This window comes from Parapedobacter indicus, from assembly GCF_900113765.1.
Lineage (GTDB): Bacteria > Bacteroidota > Bacteroidia > Sphingobacteriales > Sphingobacteriaceae > Parapedobacter > Parapedobacter indicus.
The window spans coordinates 234,468-252,126 of record NZ_FOQO01000005.1 but is presented as its reverse complement, the minus strand read 5'-3'; the positions used below and the strand labels follow the sequence as shown (position 1 = coordinate 252,126).

Below are 17,659 nucleotides of genomic sequence, written 5' to 3'. Positions count from 1 at the left end.
GTCTACAGGTTGAAGGTCCATTTCAATACCGCCATACGCCCTCTCAGTTGATAATAACTGTATCCCAACTGGTTTGCAGACAGTGAATAAGTTTCATAAGCCGTTACATCGGCGAGGTTTGTTAGATCGAGCGCTATATCCGTGCGCCACTTAACCAATCGGTGACGGATTGTTGCGTCTACGAAGAAATAGCTGATTTCCGCTTGCCGCTGCTGGCTGATGTGTTGGTGGCGGCCGTCAACACGCAAAAAAGTATTTTTAACAGGTGCATACGTAAGTCCAATAGATTGATCGAACTGCCGGATCCGACGGTCATCCACCCAAACGGTGGCCTTCTGGTTTACCAACCGGCTGGTGGTCCATACACCGGTACCGCTATAGGTAATACTTACCTTGTTAAAAAGGCGGGCTTCCATGCTGGGATTTACCGTAACCGAGCGATTACTAAACGGGAGCGCCTCGCCGTTCAGCAGTTGATTGAAACGGCTGCTATTCCATGAGGCTTTGAGGCTGGCGGTTGCACCGAGTGCGAAGATAAACTTACTGACGCCACCACTTGCGCTGAAGCTGCTTACGTCGTTGTCAAAAGGCAAAAGTACCGTCCGTGAGAGGACATCAGTAACGATGCTTGACGCGATGGTGTTGGCCATCGATTTGGTGTAGGTGATACCTGCATTTACAAAAAGCAGGTGAATGGCTCGCTGGAAATTGTACCGTAGCCCTACGGAATGGTTATCGCGTTCCTGCAGATCGGCATCATTGGCTTCGATGCTCCGGTAGTTCGCCAGCACGGCTCCACGGAAAACACCGTTGATATTGCCCATTTCCTGATTGTAATGATAATTGAACGACAGGTAATCTTCCACATTGGTCATCAATTTCATATTGAACGACGGATTGAACAGCAAACGCCTGTCCAATTCGTCCAATGCAAACGAGCCATCCCGGTAGGCAATCTGCTGGATAGCAACCGGCAGCGTAAGGGCCGCTTCCCAATCGCCCCGTTTGTATTCATAGACGCCGTCCACGAAAAACCGGTGGCGGTTCCAGTGAAGGTTGTTGTCATCACTTCCTAGATACGGAGTTTCATGTCCGTCCACCTGAGTGAGACGCAGCGCCGAACGCAATTGCTGCCACTCGTTGATGACGCCAAGGCCATAACGTTGACGGATGACACCGCCTGTAAGTCGGTATGCCGCAGATACCCGGTTAAACCAGGTGGGCGTTTCGGCAAACTGATGGATGCGTTCAAAAGGCATTCCATCATTCAGGGAAGCTTCATTAATACCGGGCTGGATTAGCAACGTCTGCGGCTGGTTGTAGTGGTTTAGATACCAGTACAGCTCAATGACGTCTCCGCTTTTCAACGCAGGGACATATTCAAGTGTATGGGAGAAATCACGGATCCGGTTGTGCAGGCGTTGGTGCATCTCAATTCCGTTGCCCAGCAGGCTGGAAGCACCCGTCTCGCCGGAATAGGCAACTTTCAATGCATGATTGAGGTAATAGCGATCCTTGTTGACCATCGCATGGAAGCCGATGTCACTAAGAAACGGGGAACGTCCGATGTCCTGCCGTTCGGTATAGCGGATGGTATCGTCGGCAAGATAAAGCTCGCTGCGGCTGTTATACACGAGATTGTTATGGTCAACTAAGCCGTTGATATTTACCTTGAGCTGAAGTCCGCTCTTCAGGTTCACCAGATTATTGGCGTTGAGCGATCCGGAATTGTTGAAGTAGTACCGTTGTTTGGGTAGCATCGGGTTACTTATCGTACCCGGAGAAAGCAAAGCCGTTGGGCGCGAGTTGCCCGCAGCGGAAAGCCCATCCGAAAGATTAAAAGCCGTGAAGTCTCTCGCCAGGTCATTGCCTACGTTGTTGCCCTTCGCCACATTGAGCATTTTGTATTTCTTGTTAAAAAGGAGGGTATTCAGTTCACCGTCGTATTGGTGGGGCAGACCCAGCCCCAGCTTCGCCTGCCCCGAAAGTTCGAGGCGTGCCTCATCCTTGATGACCAGATTGATGGCGACGCGGTCGCTGAACGCTTTGTTTCGTAGTACTTTCACCGGCTGATGGTTCTGAAGGACTTCCAACTTCTGTACCATGGCATAGGGGATGGTCTTCGTGCCGATGCTGTATTTGTCATTGAGCAGATCATCACCGTCGATGTAAAAATTGGAAATACGTTGGCCATTGTAGTTGATCTGCCCGCTTTCGCTCACTTCCATGCCGGGCATACGACGCAACACATCGCCGATACTGCGATCGGCTGCCTTTGCGAAGGAACTTACCTCATAGCTCAGCGTATCGCCGCGCGAGGAGATACGCGGACGGCTTTTCACCTCCACCTCGGAAAGGTCGATGGGTTTTTCCTCCAGGATCACATCATAGCGGCTGCGGTTGGCTGCCAGCGGTATATTCACCTTGGCAAACCCCAGGTGGTTAATGTATAGAATCAGGCTATCTCGCGGGGCAATACCAGGAAGTGGAATTACAAAATTACCCGCAGCATCACTGGATTTAAACGCCACGATACGACCTTCCGTGTTGCGGATGGTTACGCTGGCATGGGATACGGCTTTGCCATCCTGGGTTTTCAGGGAACCTTGGATCGTATGCGGTTGCGCCATTACGTGCAATGCCCAAAGCAAAAGAAAAAACAGACCAGAATTACGCCGCATCTTACCGATTATTCCAGTTCGATCGGATTATTGGTCACCGGTGAAGCCTGTCCGTCGTCACGTATCACGTTGATACTTTTGATCCGCGATGGATCGGATATGTCCATATTCCCAGAACTGCCTCCAAACTTCACAGTGGTGGCTCCTCCGCCTGAACTTGACGCACCCGCCCGCGAACGGGCATTCATTGCCGCCTGTGGATTTTTCTGATAACCCTTTTTCAGTTTATCCAATGCTTTTTTGTTGGTTGTTATCGCATTTTCTGGCAGTGAGAGGGTTGCCTCCCCTTCTTTGAGGGTTTCAAATCCAGCATAGCGGAAAAATACCTCGCCTCGATGATCCGATGCCTCAAGGACCAAACCTGGTAATCCCTGTAACTTCCAGGGACCTGCTTGAAACGGCAACGCCGTAGTAAACCATGCGGTATAGTCACGGCCCCTAAAACGGCCAGTAGCCTTCTGGACGTCATAACCGCCGATTTCTTTCGTCTCATCGGCAACTTGCCAATCGATAGCCGGATAGTCCTCGTCAACTACATAGATCTCCCCGGCAAGACGATAGAGCTGTTTAATGCGTCGTTCCTCCGGCTGTATGTAATACGATTCCTTGGTTGTACTCCCACTTCCCCTAAGGGTCAGGTTACCATCAAATGCCGGATCCTCCATTTGCGATTTGATTTGCTGGTTTACCCGTTCGAGACTATAGGTATCATATGACGTCGCATGTTGCCCGATATATAACACCATTTCTTCTTTATACGGTTTATCCGGCTGCAGCGTGTCATTGATGTGCATAAATTCATAAATCACCCGGGCCAAAGCGGGCTCGCCCTGCTGGGCTCGACCCGATGTTACCGTCAGGCACCCCATAAATAGGAACAAGATAAAACGTCTCATATTAATTCGATTTTTTAATAGTTCTACGAAATTATAGTAAAAATATGAAAAAATCGAATTTATTACGAACTTTCCGTAGTTTGGCTGTACTCAACCCTTTGAGTTAACGTTGCCGTTCACACGCCATGAAAAATTTACTTCGATAGGTAACGCAATTACATCGCAGATAAAAGCGAATTTTAGCTAAGTTTGTGTGATGGAACATTTTTACACCGACAAACAGACCCTTGCCGATTTGCAATTGCTTGACGATGGGCCTGATGGTGTATTTGCCTGCTTCAACAAAACCATCACATATGGAGGTGAGGATGCGCTGCGCGAACTGTTCCGTAAGCCGTCCAACGACCTGAACCAGCTCCAACAGCGTAGTGCAACCATCCGCTTCCTCATGGATCATGTGGAAGAACTGCGGCTGGACAAAACCACGTTGGACTTTTTGGATTACTACCTCAAAAGCCCCGAACGGCCCGTATCGTTTTCCGTCTATCGCGGCATTCGTAACGCGATTAAATTCATTTTTTCACCCACCCAAGCTTTCTATGCCAAGCGTCGGGGAATCGCAGAGATGGCCGATACCCTTGTATTCATCAAGCAGCTTGGCGAGAATTATCCCGAAGGAAACAAAATTCCATTGCTTGCCGACTTGCAAGATTCGTTGCAGAAATTGACGCAACACCCGTTGCTTGCAAAACTTGTCGACGCTCCCGATCATCGCCTAAAACGCTACACCATTGAACAAATCGACTTCCTTTTGCGCAAGAAATACCACCAGGAAACCCTTACCTTACTCGATCAAGTGTACTTTCTCGATGCCTACTACGCCGTAGCCAGCGCCTCCCGAACGCATGGATTTATGTTCCCATCTTTTCAAGAACAGGAACGCCTAACGCTGAAAGGCGTCTATCATCCGATGGTTAGTCGTCCGGTGGCAAACTATGTGATACTGGATGCCGAAAGAAGGGTAAATTTCATCACCGGTGCCAACATGTCGGGCAAATCCACACTGATGAAGGCGGTCGGTATCGCCGTATATCTCGCCCACCTCGGGTTTCCCGTTCCGGCAAGCCATATGGACACATGTGTCCTCGATGGGTTAATTACCACCATTAACCTTGCCGACAACGTCAACGACGGCTATAGCCATTTCTATAGCGAGGTAAAACGTGTAAAGCTGGTGGCCCAGCAAATTAATCAGTCCGATCGCCTAATGGTCATCTTCGATGAACTGTTCCGGGGCACCAATGTCAAGGATGCCTATGACGGTTCGCTCCGCATCATACAGGCTCTTTCCGGGCTCGACAAAGGTTTCTTTATGATTTCAACCCACATTGTCGAGGTCGCACATGCACTCTCAGCCAACGGGAAAATCTCATTTGGTTACCTACCCACCCGAATGGAAGAAGACAAACCCGTATTTGACTATCAGCTGCGCAAAGGCATAACCGACGACCGCATTGGCCTTTGGATACTGCAAAATGAGGGCGTATTCGAGCTCTTGGCTGCTAAAAAACTGGAATCCTAAAATAGAAACGATCACTGATATTGAATATAAACCGGTTTCGGTACCAGCCCATTTACCTCTTCAATCGTCATCATCCGATGTGGAGATGGTATCAGATCGTTTTTATAAAAGAATTTAAATCCGGTAAATTGCACCGGTTCCCGGAAGACATAGGACTGATAGGTATTTCTCTTCAATGCCGGCGCACCCCATCCATCCATGTTAATAACAATTTGAACAGCCGGATCCAGGGCAATTTGCCGGAAATCTTTGATCATTCCCTGCGTAAACCGGTGAACAACCAGCACTTTGGGTGGCAATCCCTTTTCACGGACGAGTTTGGCTAGGTGCTGCACAGCAAAATTGATGTCCGCTGCCGTAAAATGTCCCACGCGTTTGCCCGGCGGCAGATCGTCTTTCATCGAAAACTCAGGATCAATACCCAGGTGCACCTGTGGCATACAAAGGAACGTATCCAATCGGGGTAGCTCGGCCTGCAGTTCACTAAATCCCACCTGGATATCCAGAAACACCAATGCGTCCCTTTTTTTGGCGATGCGAAGCACGGAGTCAATTTGGCTGAAAGGCATCCGCAAGCGGTACTTACCATCCCTGCCGGCACTGCCCTGGGCCGTTACCGCAATATAGTGCAGGGCGGGAATCGCTTCAATCGCCGTGTCCGCTGCATTCCAGGCGGCTACCTCATCGTCAAGCTTTGCCAATACCTCGTTGGGGGGAAATTCCCCAAGGATGCCCATTCTTGCCGAATAAAGATTCCCGTAAAAGGCAACAATCCGCTTATACGGCAAAATCGCTCCGGTATAAGGAACGGGCTGATCAATCACAGGCCATCGCCCGGTTGTGTCACGCTCGGCCAATTCGCTGACCAATTTAGCGTATTCCAGCGAGTCGACCGTGGCCGATCCTTGCTTTTGCGCCTCATCACTAGCCAATTCCGTTTGCTTTGTCTCCGCTGCAGCTGCTGAAACCGGCTCGTCACTTGCACTTGCCTTCAACCCACTACTATCCGCAAACTGACAGGCAGGAAAACCACCTAATACACATAGGCTGAAAAGCTGTAAGGTAACCGAACCAAAAGGCCTGTGCTTCATGCCGCAAATAACGTAAAAAATTAGAATATTCTAGTTGTTTTCGACGTGTCGCCATTCCAGGGAATCTCCGGTTAACGTGAAATACATAAACCCACGCGTTGCAGGTGGCTTGACCCACCAGGTAGACGAAACCGAGTTATTCGTAACAATGTACTTATCCAATGCATAGATTACCTCCAAAAAATGTTCATGCCCCTGCATAACCAACCTGAGATTTTTTCCTTCAAACAAGCGAAAGAACTCCAGTGAATTGGATGTCCCCGAAAAATCGGGAGTGGCAGCCAGCGCACCCAATTCAAATAGCTTACGAGAAGTGACAAAAGGCATGTGACCGCAGACAGCGATTGGAGTCGTTGCATCAACCGTAGACAAGGTCGCTGCCAACCAATCCATCTGTTCCTCGTCAATGTGACCAACCACACGGCCCTCCGCTTCCAAAAGTTTCGTATTGTCTAAAATAAAAAAGCGCCATCCTTTATGCTCAAACGTGTAATAGCGTTTGCCAACTCGCTCTTCATACATTCTTTTCCCGTATCGCGGATGGGAAGGGGCCACCTTGTTACGCTTCGAAATTCCAAACAACTCATGGTTCCCGATCGCGTTATAGACGGGCATACCGAATTGTGTAATCTCCGAGAGATATAAATCATAAAGTGAATCAGCATGCTGTTCACTGGCGGCGTTTGCATCGCGGATGAGATCGCCGCCGGAAATGACGAAGTCGGGATTCAACGCATTGATTGTGTCAATCGCCTTTCGGAAAAAATAGAGGGACGAATCGCTGTATTGTACGTGCGCATCGGAAATAAATGCAAAGGAAAACGACGGTACTTCATCGGTTCCTATAGCCTGACATACGGCCTCGTAGCTACTTAATGTCAGTCCGATTGCGAAAAGCAGTATCCTTTTCATGCGTCATCTTTGTCAATAAGTTAACCCTCAACGGCTGGGCTTCAGCGTAATCGAATCGACCGTTTTCCCCGATTGATCGACAACGTCAATACGAAGCTGTTGTCCGTTGGCTGTAGCTCTCAGCATATTGTTATTCGAATTAACCAATATCGGAAATTGATGCGCACCCGGCTGAGCCTCCCGCTTAATATGCCGGTGCAGGTGGCCGCTCAGCATAATCTGGGCACCTGCGGCATTCAGCAGCGGAACAAATTTCTCGGCGATCTCTTGCTCACCATGCCAACCGCCGAAAGGCGGCATGTGGCAGATGACCACCTTATACGGAGCCTCCCGGTATTCCGGGCGCTCAAGCGCTTCTTTCAGCCACTCCGCTTGCTGCGTCCGGTATGCATCCATGTTCACGATACCGCTGTACTCCATATCGCTATCGGGCTTATCTTCGCCACAGTCAAGCACAACAAAGCAAACCGGCCCCCTCCTGAAGAGGTAGTAGAGATGCCCCGAGGTGGTGGGAAAATAATCGGGGAATGCACTCGCAAAATTCCCCCGCGTCTCGTGGTTGCCGCGGGCGTAATACATAGGGATTTCCGAAGCAAACAATGCGGTGGCCGTGTCCATGTAATGAGCAAATAGCTGTTCTTCGCTCACGAGATTGTTGGCCATATCGCCGTTGAAAAATACAAAGTCTGTCTGCGGCCAATCCAGCTGGCTCAGCAGATTTTTCATCACCTCATTACGGCCGTGGATGTCGTTGATAACCGCAAACGATAGCTCGGTCTGATCCGGCCGACTCGTCGTAAACGCCAACGGTGCACGTCGGTATACCTGGGTGGCAGCGACTTCTCCATAGTTAACATCAGTACCCTCATGGCTGGTCACCTCCTGTGCATATATCCGGTAGCGGTACCTGACACCGGGCTGAAGACCACGCAACGTCACCTTGTGAAGTTTCGATACATCCTTAAACCCATGGCTGGAAGCAAAATATTTAGGGCGCTCTTTCAGGTAAAAATGACTGCTGTCGTCCGGGGCAAGTTCCACCCAGCCAATGGCATCCTTGTCGGTTGTCCAGACAATCGTCACACCCGTTTCATGCAATGCCTGCAGGTAAGGACCGTGGGTGATTGAAAATTTAGTTTGTGCAATACCTGTCGCAACGCTTAGGAAAGCGCATAACAGAAAAAAAATAGGTTTATTCATTACGTCAACTGTTTTAATAATCCGTAGGTGTGCAAGTTAGTCAATTTACACACCTACGGAAGAAATTACACTGTACTACAATTAATAATCCGGATTCTGTATCAACAAATCGTTCTTGTTCATTTCATCTCGGAGAATCGGCAGAAAATACGCTTTATCCTGCCAGGTATGTGTCTCAAACACCTTGTGCGTGATGGTAGGAACCGCAGCGGTGGTATGATCCGGATTCAGCGTATACACAATGTCAGCCACCGTCGTAACATCCAGGGCCTCCGGCCCGATCACCCAGCGCCGCACATCATAAAAACGATGGTCTTCAAAGGCCAATTCAATGCGTCGCTCATTGCGGTATCGAGCCCTAAGCGCATCGCCGGACTCCGTCAGGCCCGGCAAGCCGGCGCGCGTTCGGACCTTGTTGATATACGTTCTCGCCTCAGCGTCTTCTCCCAATTCGATGCAGGCCTCTGCGTAATTGAGTAGTACTTCCGTATACCGCATGAACCGCCAGGTCACCGTCTGGCTGACGTATTGGGCATCGTTGTTCGGATCTATATACTTGCGCAGGTAGTAGCCGGTATACGAGCCGTTCCAGTCCTCGATGGGGCTTTTACGGGTGTCCACACCAAACTCTTCCACCATGCTGTTGGTTGCCGAATTCCAACGTTGCCACCGGCCTGTCTGTATCTTATTCAGCGGATCCATGCCTTTCACGTCATTGGGCCGCTCACGCCATGGGGCTTCATTATAAAGGATTGTTGCATAAAAACGGGGTTCACGACCTTTGTATGGCTCAGCAGCATGCTCCGGGTTCGTCCAGTCGAACTTCGTCCCGTCGGCCATTTCAAAATCATCCACCAAATTGCCTACCGGCGCATTGACGCCCCAACCGTGGTAACCGTTTGGCGAGGTGTACAACCCCATCCGCTGGCCCATGGGCACCGTGAAGAATTTAATAAAAATGTCTTCTTCATTGCTTTTGGACATAAACAGGTCTACGTAATTCTGCGCTACGGAATCCGAAGGCCCCGGCTCTGCCCGGAAAAGCGTATACTGATTGAGGTCGATTACAGCCTTCGCCGCATCTTTTGCGGCCTGCCAACGTTCCGTCCGGCTGCCATCTGTATAACCGATTAGTTCCGGATTCGAATAGGAGGGGAAGACATCGGTGTTGTACAGGTCACTTGCCGCATACAACAATATCCGCGCCTTGAGTGCGAGTGCCGCACCCCGGGTGGCCCGGCCGAAGTTATTTCCGGTTTGTACATCCGGAAGCAACGCTGCGGCCTGATCGCATTCACTCACCATGAAATCCACACATTCTGCATAGCTGTTCCGCGCCGCCTTGAATTCGTCGTCCAACTCATACGCTTCGGTAATGATCGGTACCCCACCGTAGGTACTGGTCAGGAAATGATACAGGTAAGCTCTTAGAAAATGGACCTCTCCCGTCATCCGGTCGCGCTGGTTTTTCCCATCCACCACCCCTTCTTTAAAGGGGACTTCCTCAACCTTGCTGAAAAAAAGATTACAGAAGCGGATGGTTTTGTAAAGGTCGAGCCACTGGCGCATCCGCGAAAAGTTCCATGCCGGGATGTTGTCGGGTGTAATAACGCCGTTTTTGAAGTTTAACGATGGGGCATTGCCCCGATAATGAGCCTCATCCACAATGTTGGCCTTCATTCGCCCATCGGTAAGCGGCTCATCCAGTCGGAAATAAATCTGGTTGATGAAGGTCTCCACCAACGCGGGGTCTCCCCAAACAGCGGTTTCTGAAAATTCGGTCTGGGGTAGGGTTTCCAGGAAATCCTGGCTGCAGGAAGTCGCTCCCAACAAGGCGATGCTCGTCAATACCGCCCCTATATATTGTCTCTTGTTCATGGTTTCTACGCTTAAAAGGTTAACGATACACCCAGGTTATACACCTTGTTGAGCGGGTAGGCCGTTGCCGAAGTAGATTCCGGATCGAAATCTTTCACCTTCGTAAAAGTAAGAAGGTTGAGTCCGGTAAAATAAATCTGTGCACCGCTCGCCCAGAACTTCCGGCAGATTTCCGCGGGAATGCTATAGCCCAACTCAAAACTCTTGAGGCGGACATAGTCGGAATTCTGCAGCCAATAGGTATTGTTCCCCGAAGTTTCACGCCAATATTCATTGTAGCGGTTCCATATCCTCGGTTTGGAAGCATCGGGGGTTTCCGGTGTCCACCGCCCTTCGACATCCTGCACCAGGAAATTGCCCACCTCACCCTGCATCTGATAGTAATTGTTGCGGATGGCTCCCGTAGCCCATTGGAAGAAAAGCGAGGTATAAACCCCTTTATACGACAGGTCTACGTTGAGACCACCGGTATGGGTAGGTAAGTCCGTTTTGTAAATCCGGACCCTATCGAGTCCATTGATTTCTCCGTCACCGTTTACATCCTCGTAGATGATGTCGCCAGGCCGGGCGCCAGCCCAGTGCGGGTACGCATCCACCGCCGCTTGATCGCGGAATACACCGATGGCATTATAATAAAGATCGGTATTCATCGGATATCCCGTCGAACGCTGATAATCCGGCACACCCGGCGTTTCATCCCAGAAGCGGATGCGATTCTTATTGAAATTAACATTGGCAGCTATCGAATACTGGAATACCCCGTCCCGGTTGTTATAGCCTAATTGAAATTCGGCTCCCTGGTTTTCTACTTCACCAATGTTCTCCTTGGGAAGCGTCAACCCGGTAGAGACAGGGACCGAAGCATTCCGTTCCCACAGAATATCAGTACGCAGGTTATAAAAATATTCGGCAGAAAGCGTCATTTTGCCATTGAAAAACCCGGCATCAAAGCCGATGTTCGACTGGTTGGCTACTTCCCACGTCACATTCGGATTGGGGATGCGCAACTCGCCTAAAACTTTACTTTCCACATCTCCATTGAACACATAGATATTGTTAGCCGCGGAGGGGAATCCATAACTTGCCAGGTACTGATAGGTTCCTATTCGGTCGTTACCGGTCTGGCCCCACGATCCCCTAAATTTAAAGTCACTCACTACATCCCTGATGCCATCCCAAAAGCGCTCGTCAGAAACACGCCAACCTAGCGAAACACCGGGGAAAAATCCGAAACGCTTGCCTGCGGGGAAGATATACGATCCGTCATAGCGCCAAACGAATTCAAACAAGTACTTGTTGTCAAAATCATAATTCAGCCGCCCGAAGTAATTCAGCCGCGCTTGCTCACTAGCAGTACCTGTATTGTTTTTTTCCGCATCGCCTCCCGCGAAAAGCTGATCCAGCGCTTCCGATACGAAATACCTCCGAAGGGCTTGAAACTGCATCGTCTCACCCGTAATCCGTTCCACGCCCAAGAGTCCCTTCACATGGTGCTTTTCCGCGAATGTGCGCTCATAGTTCAATAAGGTATTCATCGTTAGCAGATCCGCATTTTGCATGTCCTGTGTGAGCTGCGGATTGGTGAAACCTTTCTGGCCTTCCACCAGAACCGGCTCCCCGCTGTCATCGCGGGTTACGCCATCCCATGTATACAGGTACCACGGCAACTGCCAGAGTTTATTGTTGTGGATGCGGCGATCAAAAGCCACGTTGGCTGATAGCGAAAGCCCCTCCACCCAGGGCACGGTGATATCAATATTGGCTTTGGTCTCCAAGACACTCGACTTATTTCGGTCATACCCGGTTTGATTGGTCGTTACCACTACCGGGTTGTTGCCATACTCAATATCGGGGCCGTTCATTCCGTTTGGCCAATAGGCCGCCATGTTGGGTTTGCCCCGTCGCAGCATCTGAAAGATATCCGACGCCGAACGGGTAGGGTAGTTCCGGTTTTCCTCGCGCCCAGCCAAGCTGATGCCATACTTGACGTAGTCAGACAACCTTCCATCCAGGTTCGTCCGAAAATTGAATTGCTTGTAATAAGTTGCACTGTTCTTATAGATGCCGTCCTGATAATTATATCCCCCTGAAATGAAATATTGCAACGATTCCTGTCCACCCGAGATACTGACCTGAGCCGTCCGCTGTGCGGAAGCCGACTGGAAAGTCTCCTTGTACCAATCCGTATTCGGATATCCCCACGGATCGCTGCCGTCCCGGTATTTCTGAAGCTCTTCATCGCTGTATACCGGATCCTGGCCGGCATATTGACTGATTTCATTCAGCATCTGCGCGTAGGTCGCTGCATCCACCACGTCGGGAATGACTGTAGGCATGCTGAAGCCCTCGTTGTAGGTCACCGTCAACTGCGGTTTGCCGGTACTGCCGCGCTTGGTAGTTACCAGAATAACCCCATTCGCAGCCTGCGCACCATAGATGGCAGCCGACGCGTCCTTCAGCACCGTAACACTCTCGATATCCGCGGCATTCAACCGCTCCAGCGATCGGTTGGCAATGCCGTCCACCACGATCAACGGGGCATTGTCGCCCAATGTATTAGCTCCCCGGATGCGGAATGTGGAGTTGTCGCTTCCGGGCTCACCCGACCGCGTAACGGCTACCAATCCCGGAAGCCGCCCGACCATCGCATTCGACAGATTGATGGCCGGAGCTTTGGTTAGCGTTTCCCCCTTTACGGTGGCTACCGAGCCGGTGATAGTTCCTACCCGTTGGGTTCCATAGCCAACCACTACCACCTCATCCAAGCCGCTCACTTGTTCTGAAAGTGTTACATGGATGGTATTACCGGTGCCCACCGGTATTTCCTGCGGCGCATAGCCAACGATGGAAAAAGCGAGCACTTGATTCCGGTTAGGGAGTTGAATCCGGTAGTTACCGCTGGCATCGGTGGTCACCACTAGGGTACTATTCTTTACAGCCACCGTCACCCCCTCCAGGGGTTGTCCATTTTCATCGGTAACGCGTCCGGTGATAATTTCCTGCATCTCCTTCTTATCAGCGGCCGCCTGACGCTGCTCTCCTTGTGTGATGACAATATTTTTGGCAACCAGCCTGAACCCCAAGCCCTGCCCCTTCAGGCTTTCGGCAAGCGCCTCTTCAACAGTCGCTTCCCGCAGGTTTAACGACACCGGTTTGGCATTTCGGATAATCCATGTATCATAGAAAATGTGATAGCCTGTCTGCCGTTTGATGTCCTTAAAGACCTCTACGAGTGTCGCACGGTCTTTTTGCAACGTAACATGCTGCGCATAGGTAAATGCACTCACCTGCAAACAACTGATCAACGACAAGATACAGCATAGTTTCATAGCCAATACATATTGAGGCTTCACACATTTACAAAGACGATGGTAATGTGCGGTAAAATTTTCGTACATTTGAATAGGGTTTATATAAATGGTTCCAACTTTTTTTGTTAAATCCTAATGGCCAAAGCCATTCGCATTCAGGGGCGGTCGCAACGCTCCTGATTGCTCTTTCATAGCTTTGGAAAACACATTCCACAGCGCTACGTCATAACAATTACCCTCCTTCCTTCGATTTTGAACCGTACAGATCCCGTTAGTTCAATGGTTTGTAATAAGGTTTCGAAATCTTCGAAACGCGAAAGGGTACCACCAAAGTATTTGTGAGTCATATCACCCTGGTATTCAACTTCAATGTCGTACCACCGTGCGATGGTGTTCATCACACGGCTGATGTGTTCATCCGGAAAGGCGAAGTACCCCTTTTTCCACGCAATATAGGGCTCGGTTTCTACATCTTTAATTTCGGTACGTTGCCCCTTCACGATGCTCTGCTTTCCGGGGCTGAGCCGACTTATTGCATTCGACTTCGAGTTGATCACTTCGACTGCCCCCGTTACCAGGGTGGTTTTGATTTCGACCTCATCGGGATAACTGGTAATGTTAAACTGGGTTCCCAGTACTTTAACCACCTGATTCCGGGTCTTCACGAAAAACGGTATCTTTTTCGGAGCCACTTCAAAAAAGGCTTCCCCTTCCAGTTCAACCTCCCGTTGCGGCCCGCTAAACTTCGGGGGATACCGCAGGATACTGGCAGAATTAAGCCACACTTTGGTGCCGTCAGACAGTGTTACCTGATAGGTTCCGCCATTGGGTGTCGTTAACAACATGAGCGGTGCACCGTCCGATGTACGATCGTCCCGGTGGTCTTGCTGTCCGGCTGCCAGCGGATCGACGATCGACGATCGACGATTGCTGAAATCCGCTTCCAAAACGCCGCTCCCGTCTATATAGGTTAACCTCTCTCCCAAAACAATCCCATTTTGGGCCTCGCTCAAGTTTATGACCTGTCCACTTGCTAAGGTAAGTGTTGCCTTATTGCCACCGGGTACGATGGCAGCTATAGCAACGGTGTTTCCGACATCGTCTGCCTGCGGCTTTACGGCCAGTCTGCCGTACCAAAACAACGCTGCACTGATGAGAACCACAGCCGCGGCTCCGGCAATCCGGAGCCAGGTCATGCTACGGTACTTTCGTCCGCTCACGGGCGGATCGGCCTGCAGCCCTGGATGGCGGAGAATGGTCTGGTACAGCGCCGAACTGGGTATAGCCCGTGGTATGTGGGCATCCTGCTCCTTCCAGAGGTCGTCTACCAGCTGTTCGAGCACCTGCGGATCATCGGCATGTTGCACATACTGACTTAATTCACGCAGCTCTTGTGCCGTGATGTCATCTTCCATGTATTTTTTCAGCAGCGCGCGCAGTCTGCTTGAGTCCATGTACATACTTTTGCCGTATTTACCTGATAAACGGTCGAGAATGAAAGAAGGACTAGTGGGTCGGGTGTTTTTTTTTGCTGCTCAAAACAGCGGTAGGGTCAGCAGCCACCAGAACATCACCCCATGCCTGCTAAAATGCAGCCGCAGCGCCTTCAGCGCAGAGACCATGTGGTTGCGTACGGTATTGGGTGAAATCCGTAGTCGCTGGGCAATTTCGTCATACGAAAGCCCCTCCTGCCGACTAAGCATAAAAACCGTCTGTTGCTGGGCAGGTAACGCTTTGATGCTTTCGTCGGTAATCCGGTTAAGATCTGACAAAAAAATAGTTTCCTCAGTCTCGTTGGTATAAGGAACCGTTTGGCTGCTCACGTACTCCTTTACACCGATCTCCAACATTTTTTTCCGAAAATGGTCAATGGCAAGGCGCTTTGCGGTCAGGTAAATCAATGGATAAAGCGGCTGCTCGGTATTGAGACTTGCCCGATGCAGCCAAAGCGCCACGAACGTCTCCTGTACCAGCTCTTCGGTTTTCGCTGAATCTTTAACCAACGAGAAAACCAGCCGGTAGATCCGGCCATGTAACTGTTCATAAATCGCTCGAAAAGCGGCCTCCTCGCTATCCCGTAACCGGGCAATCAATTCAGGGGCGACACTCGTAAACATGGCGATAAAAAGCTATCAAATTGAATACAGGATTATCCTTGGCAACAGCAAACTTAACGTTAATTTTACAACGATGCAAGGATATGTTTCACAAACAAAAATAACGGAGTAACCTGATGTTTGTATACAATTCGTATTAAATTTATGTTACGACGGCCTTGGGTGGGCCGCCCGTTGTTTTCCCGAAGCGGGTAACAGCACTACATAATAATAGGCAATGAAGCAGATCCCCAAACTGAAAGGTATGGCCGTATAGTAGCGGAGAAAATCATACTCAGGCCAGAAAAACTCAAACGTCATCCACGTACAATTGGCACTGATCCAACATAAAATGGCCAAATTGTGAAACAGCTCACTTTTAATGTATCGGGTTTGAATGGTAATCTTAACAGCCAGTAATAACGTGGGAATGGTCATCACCATACCCAGCGGTTTCCAAAGCATCGCCCAGCTGATGTCTTTGATCAACCAAAAGACAATATGCAGGTTTTCTGAAAACCGAAAACGTGCAGGTACTTGGTAAACAGGTTCTTGGGATACGGGGGGTTCCATAAGAGAATTCGATTTTAATTTCTTTTTTTGCGTCGAAAGTATTTCTTTTCCTACATATACACAAGCAGGGGTCGAATAAATCCGTAATTTTGCTTCCTATGAGCAACATCGTTCCCCCGGCACTGGTACGCAGGTTAGGCAATCTCGCAGGTTTTGATACCGACGCATTCGAAGCCGTGCATGAGCAGGAGGGGGGAATCACCTCCATTCGGGTGAATCCAGACAAGCCCCAGGTATCGCCGCCCGCTTCCGGCGACCCAGTACCGTGGTGCAATACGGGTTATTACCTTTCGGAGCGCCCCGTATTTACCCTGGATCCCTTGTTTCATGCCGGCTGCTACTACGTGCAGGAAGCATCGTCGATGTTTCTGGCACACGCCATCAGGGAATTGATGCTGGATAAGCAGCCGCTGATCGCATTGGACCTCTGTGCGGCTCCTGGAGGAAAGAGTACGCTGCTGAACACGTATCTGCACCCCGACAGTCTGCTCATCGCCAACGAGCTCATCAAGAGCCGCGTTACGGTGCTGGCCGACAACCTGGTACGGTGGGGACATCCCAACACCGTTGTCACCAACAACGATCCGTCGGCTTTTGCACGCATTCCGGGTTACGTCGACCTTATGCTGGTCGATGCACCTTGTTCCGGATCCGGGATGTTCCGCAAAGATCATGCGGCCATCAACCAATGGTCCGAGGGGGCGGTACAGCTGTGCAGCGAGCGCCAGCGCCGCATCCTGGCCGATAGCTTGCCCACGCTCAAAGAAGGGGGCGTCTTGCTGTATTCTACCTGTTCGTACTCCGTCGAGGAAAACGAGGAAATTGCCGACTGGCTGTGTGAAACACAGGGCATGGAACCGGTAGCCCTTTCGGTAAATAAAGCGTGGGGGATCGAACAAACACGATCGGAGCGGCATGGGTGTCCTGGCTTTCGCTTTTACCCACACCGGCTGCGGGGAGAAGGGTTTTTCCTCGCCGCATTCCGCAAAGCCACGGTGCAACCTTCATTTGATCGCCCCAAATCGAAAACGGAACGTGCCGTTGTACCCGATAAACTGGAAAACTGGATAGCTCATCCCGAAATTTTTTTTTCGTTTACCGTAGGCGACGACATACACATCCTTCCCAAAGGGAGAGAAAACGACCTCCTCATCCTGCAGAAGATGCTATACCTGCGAAATGCAGGAACCCGGGTAGGTCGCATGGCCAAGAACGACCTCATCCCAGCCCACGACCTGGCATTGAGCCTAGTGCGCCACTCGGGCATTCCATCGATATCGCTTGACGAAGCACTCGCACAGGAATACCTCCGTAAAGGAACGCTTCCGCCGTCGATAAATGCCGACAACGATACCGGTTGGGTGCTTGCTACCTTTAACGGTGCTTCGTTGGGTTGGATGAAACTGCTTCCGAACCGCATCAACAATTATTATCCCAAAGAATGGCGGATTTTAATGGTTAATGGTTAATTATCTTAGCAGTCTTAATTGACAATTAAC

12 protein-coding genes are annotated in these 17,659 nt (G+C 50.3%); 2 read left to right on the top strand and 10 right to left on the bottom strand.

Translation table 11 applies throughout. The features are described 5' to 3' along the window. Positions 1–2: 2 nt before the first annotated feature. Positions 3–2,681 carry a hypothetical protein gene (locus tag BMZ56_RS12025; protein ID WP_143072913.1) on the bottom strand — a complete coding sequence of 893 codons (2,679 nt, stop codon included), beginning with the start codon at positions 2,679–2,681 and terminating at the stop codon, positions 3–5. An 8-nt stretch (positions 2,682–2,689) separates the two neighbouring features. After that, positions 2,690–3,577, bottom strand: coding sequence for a GLPGLI family protein (locus BMZ56_RS12020; protein ID WP_090626876.1), 888 nt, complete (start codon positions 3,575–3,577; stop codon positions 2,690–2,692). 196 nt (positions 3,578–3,773) lie between these two features. On the opposite strand from BMZ56_RS12020, the gene BMZ56_RS12015 reads away from it, so the two are divergent. Further along, the gene (locus BMZ56_RS12015; protein ID WP_090626874.1) at positions 3,774–5,099 is read left to right on the top strand and encodes a MutS-related protein; all 1,326 of its coding nucleotides are present in this window, start codon (positions 3,774–3,776) and stop codon (positions 5,097–5,099) included. Positions 5,100–5,110: 11 nt separating this feature from the next. Here the strand turns inward: BMZ56_RS12015 and BMZ56_RS12010 are convergent, their stop codons facing one another. The 8 genes from BMZ56_RS12010 to BMZ56_RS11975 all read right to left on the bottom strand — a co-directional run bounded on the left by BMZ56_RS12010 (position 5,111) and on the right by BMZ56_RS11975 (position 16,160). Continuing rightward, a complete protein-coding gene (locus BMZ56_RS12010) occupies positions 5,111–6,190 on the bottom strand; it encodes a hypothetical protein (RefSeq protein WP_090626873.1) in 1,080 nt (359 codons plus the stop codon). Positions 6,191–6,220: 30 nt separating this feature from the next. Beyond that, entirely contained in the window at positions 6,221–7,102 is an 882-nt protein-coding gene (locus BMZ56_RS12005; protein WP_090626871.1) for a metallophosphoesterase family protein, read from the bottom strand. A 27-nt stretch (positions 7,103–7,129) separates the two neighbouring features. Then, on the bottom strand, positions 7,130–8,302 hold the full coding sequence (locus BMZ56_RS12000; protein ID WP_090626870.1) for a purple acid phosphatase family protein: 1,173 nt from the start codon (positions 8,300–8,302) through the stop codon (positions 7,130–7,132). Between the two features lie 81 nt (positions 8,303–8,383). Then, positions 8,384–10,180: a RagB/SusD family nutrient uptake outer membrane protein gene (locus tag BMZ56_RS11995; RefSeq protein ID WP_090626867.1), complete on the bottom strand. Its 1,797-nt coding sequence runs from the start codon at positions 10,178–10,180 to the stop codon at positions 8,384–8,386. Positions 10,181–10,191: 11 nt separating this feature from the next. Beyond that, positions 10,192–13,578 carry a TonB-dependent receptor gene (locus BMZ56_RS11990; protein ID WP_245893187.1) on the bottom strand — a complete coding sequence of 1,129 codons (3,387 nt, stop codon included), beginning with the start codon at positions 13,576–13,578 and terminating at the stop codon, positions 10,192–10,194. 131 nt (positions 13,579–13,709) lie between these two features. Further along, a complete protein-coding gene (locus BMZ56_RS11985; RefSeq protein WP_177195138.1) occupies positions 13,710–14,945 on the bottom strand; it encodes a FecR family protein in 1,236 nt (411 codons plus the stop codon). A gap of 81 nt (positions 14,946–15,026) precedes the next feature. Continuing rightward, positions 15,027–15,608 (bottom strand): RNA polymerase sigma factor, encoded by a 582-nt coding sequence (locus BMZ56_RS11980; RefSeq protein ID WP_090626864.1) that lies wholly within the window; start codon positions 15,606–15,608, stop codon positions 15,027–15,029. A gap of 147 nt (positions 15,609–15,755) precedes the next feature. Next, entirely contained in the window at positions 15,756–16,160 is a 405-nt protein-coding gene (locus BMZ56_RS11975; protein ID WP_090626862.1) for a hypothetical protein, read from the bottom strand. A gap of 98 nt (positions 16,161–16,258) precedes the next feature. Between BMZ56_RS11975 and BMZ56_RS11970 the strand changes: the two genes are divergently transcribed. Continuing rightward, positions 16,259–17,629 (top strand): methyltransferase RsmF C-terminal domain-like protein, encoded by a 1,371-nt coding sequence (locus tag BMZ56_RS11970; RefSeq protein WP_090626860.1) that lies wholly within the window; start codon positions 16,259–16,261, stop codon positions 17,627–17,629. The last annotated feature ends 30 nt before the right edge of the window (positions 17,630–17,659 follow it).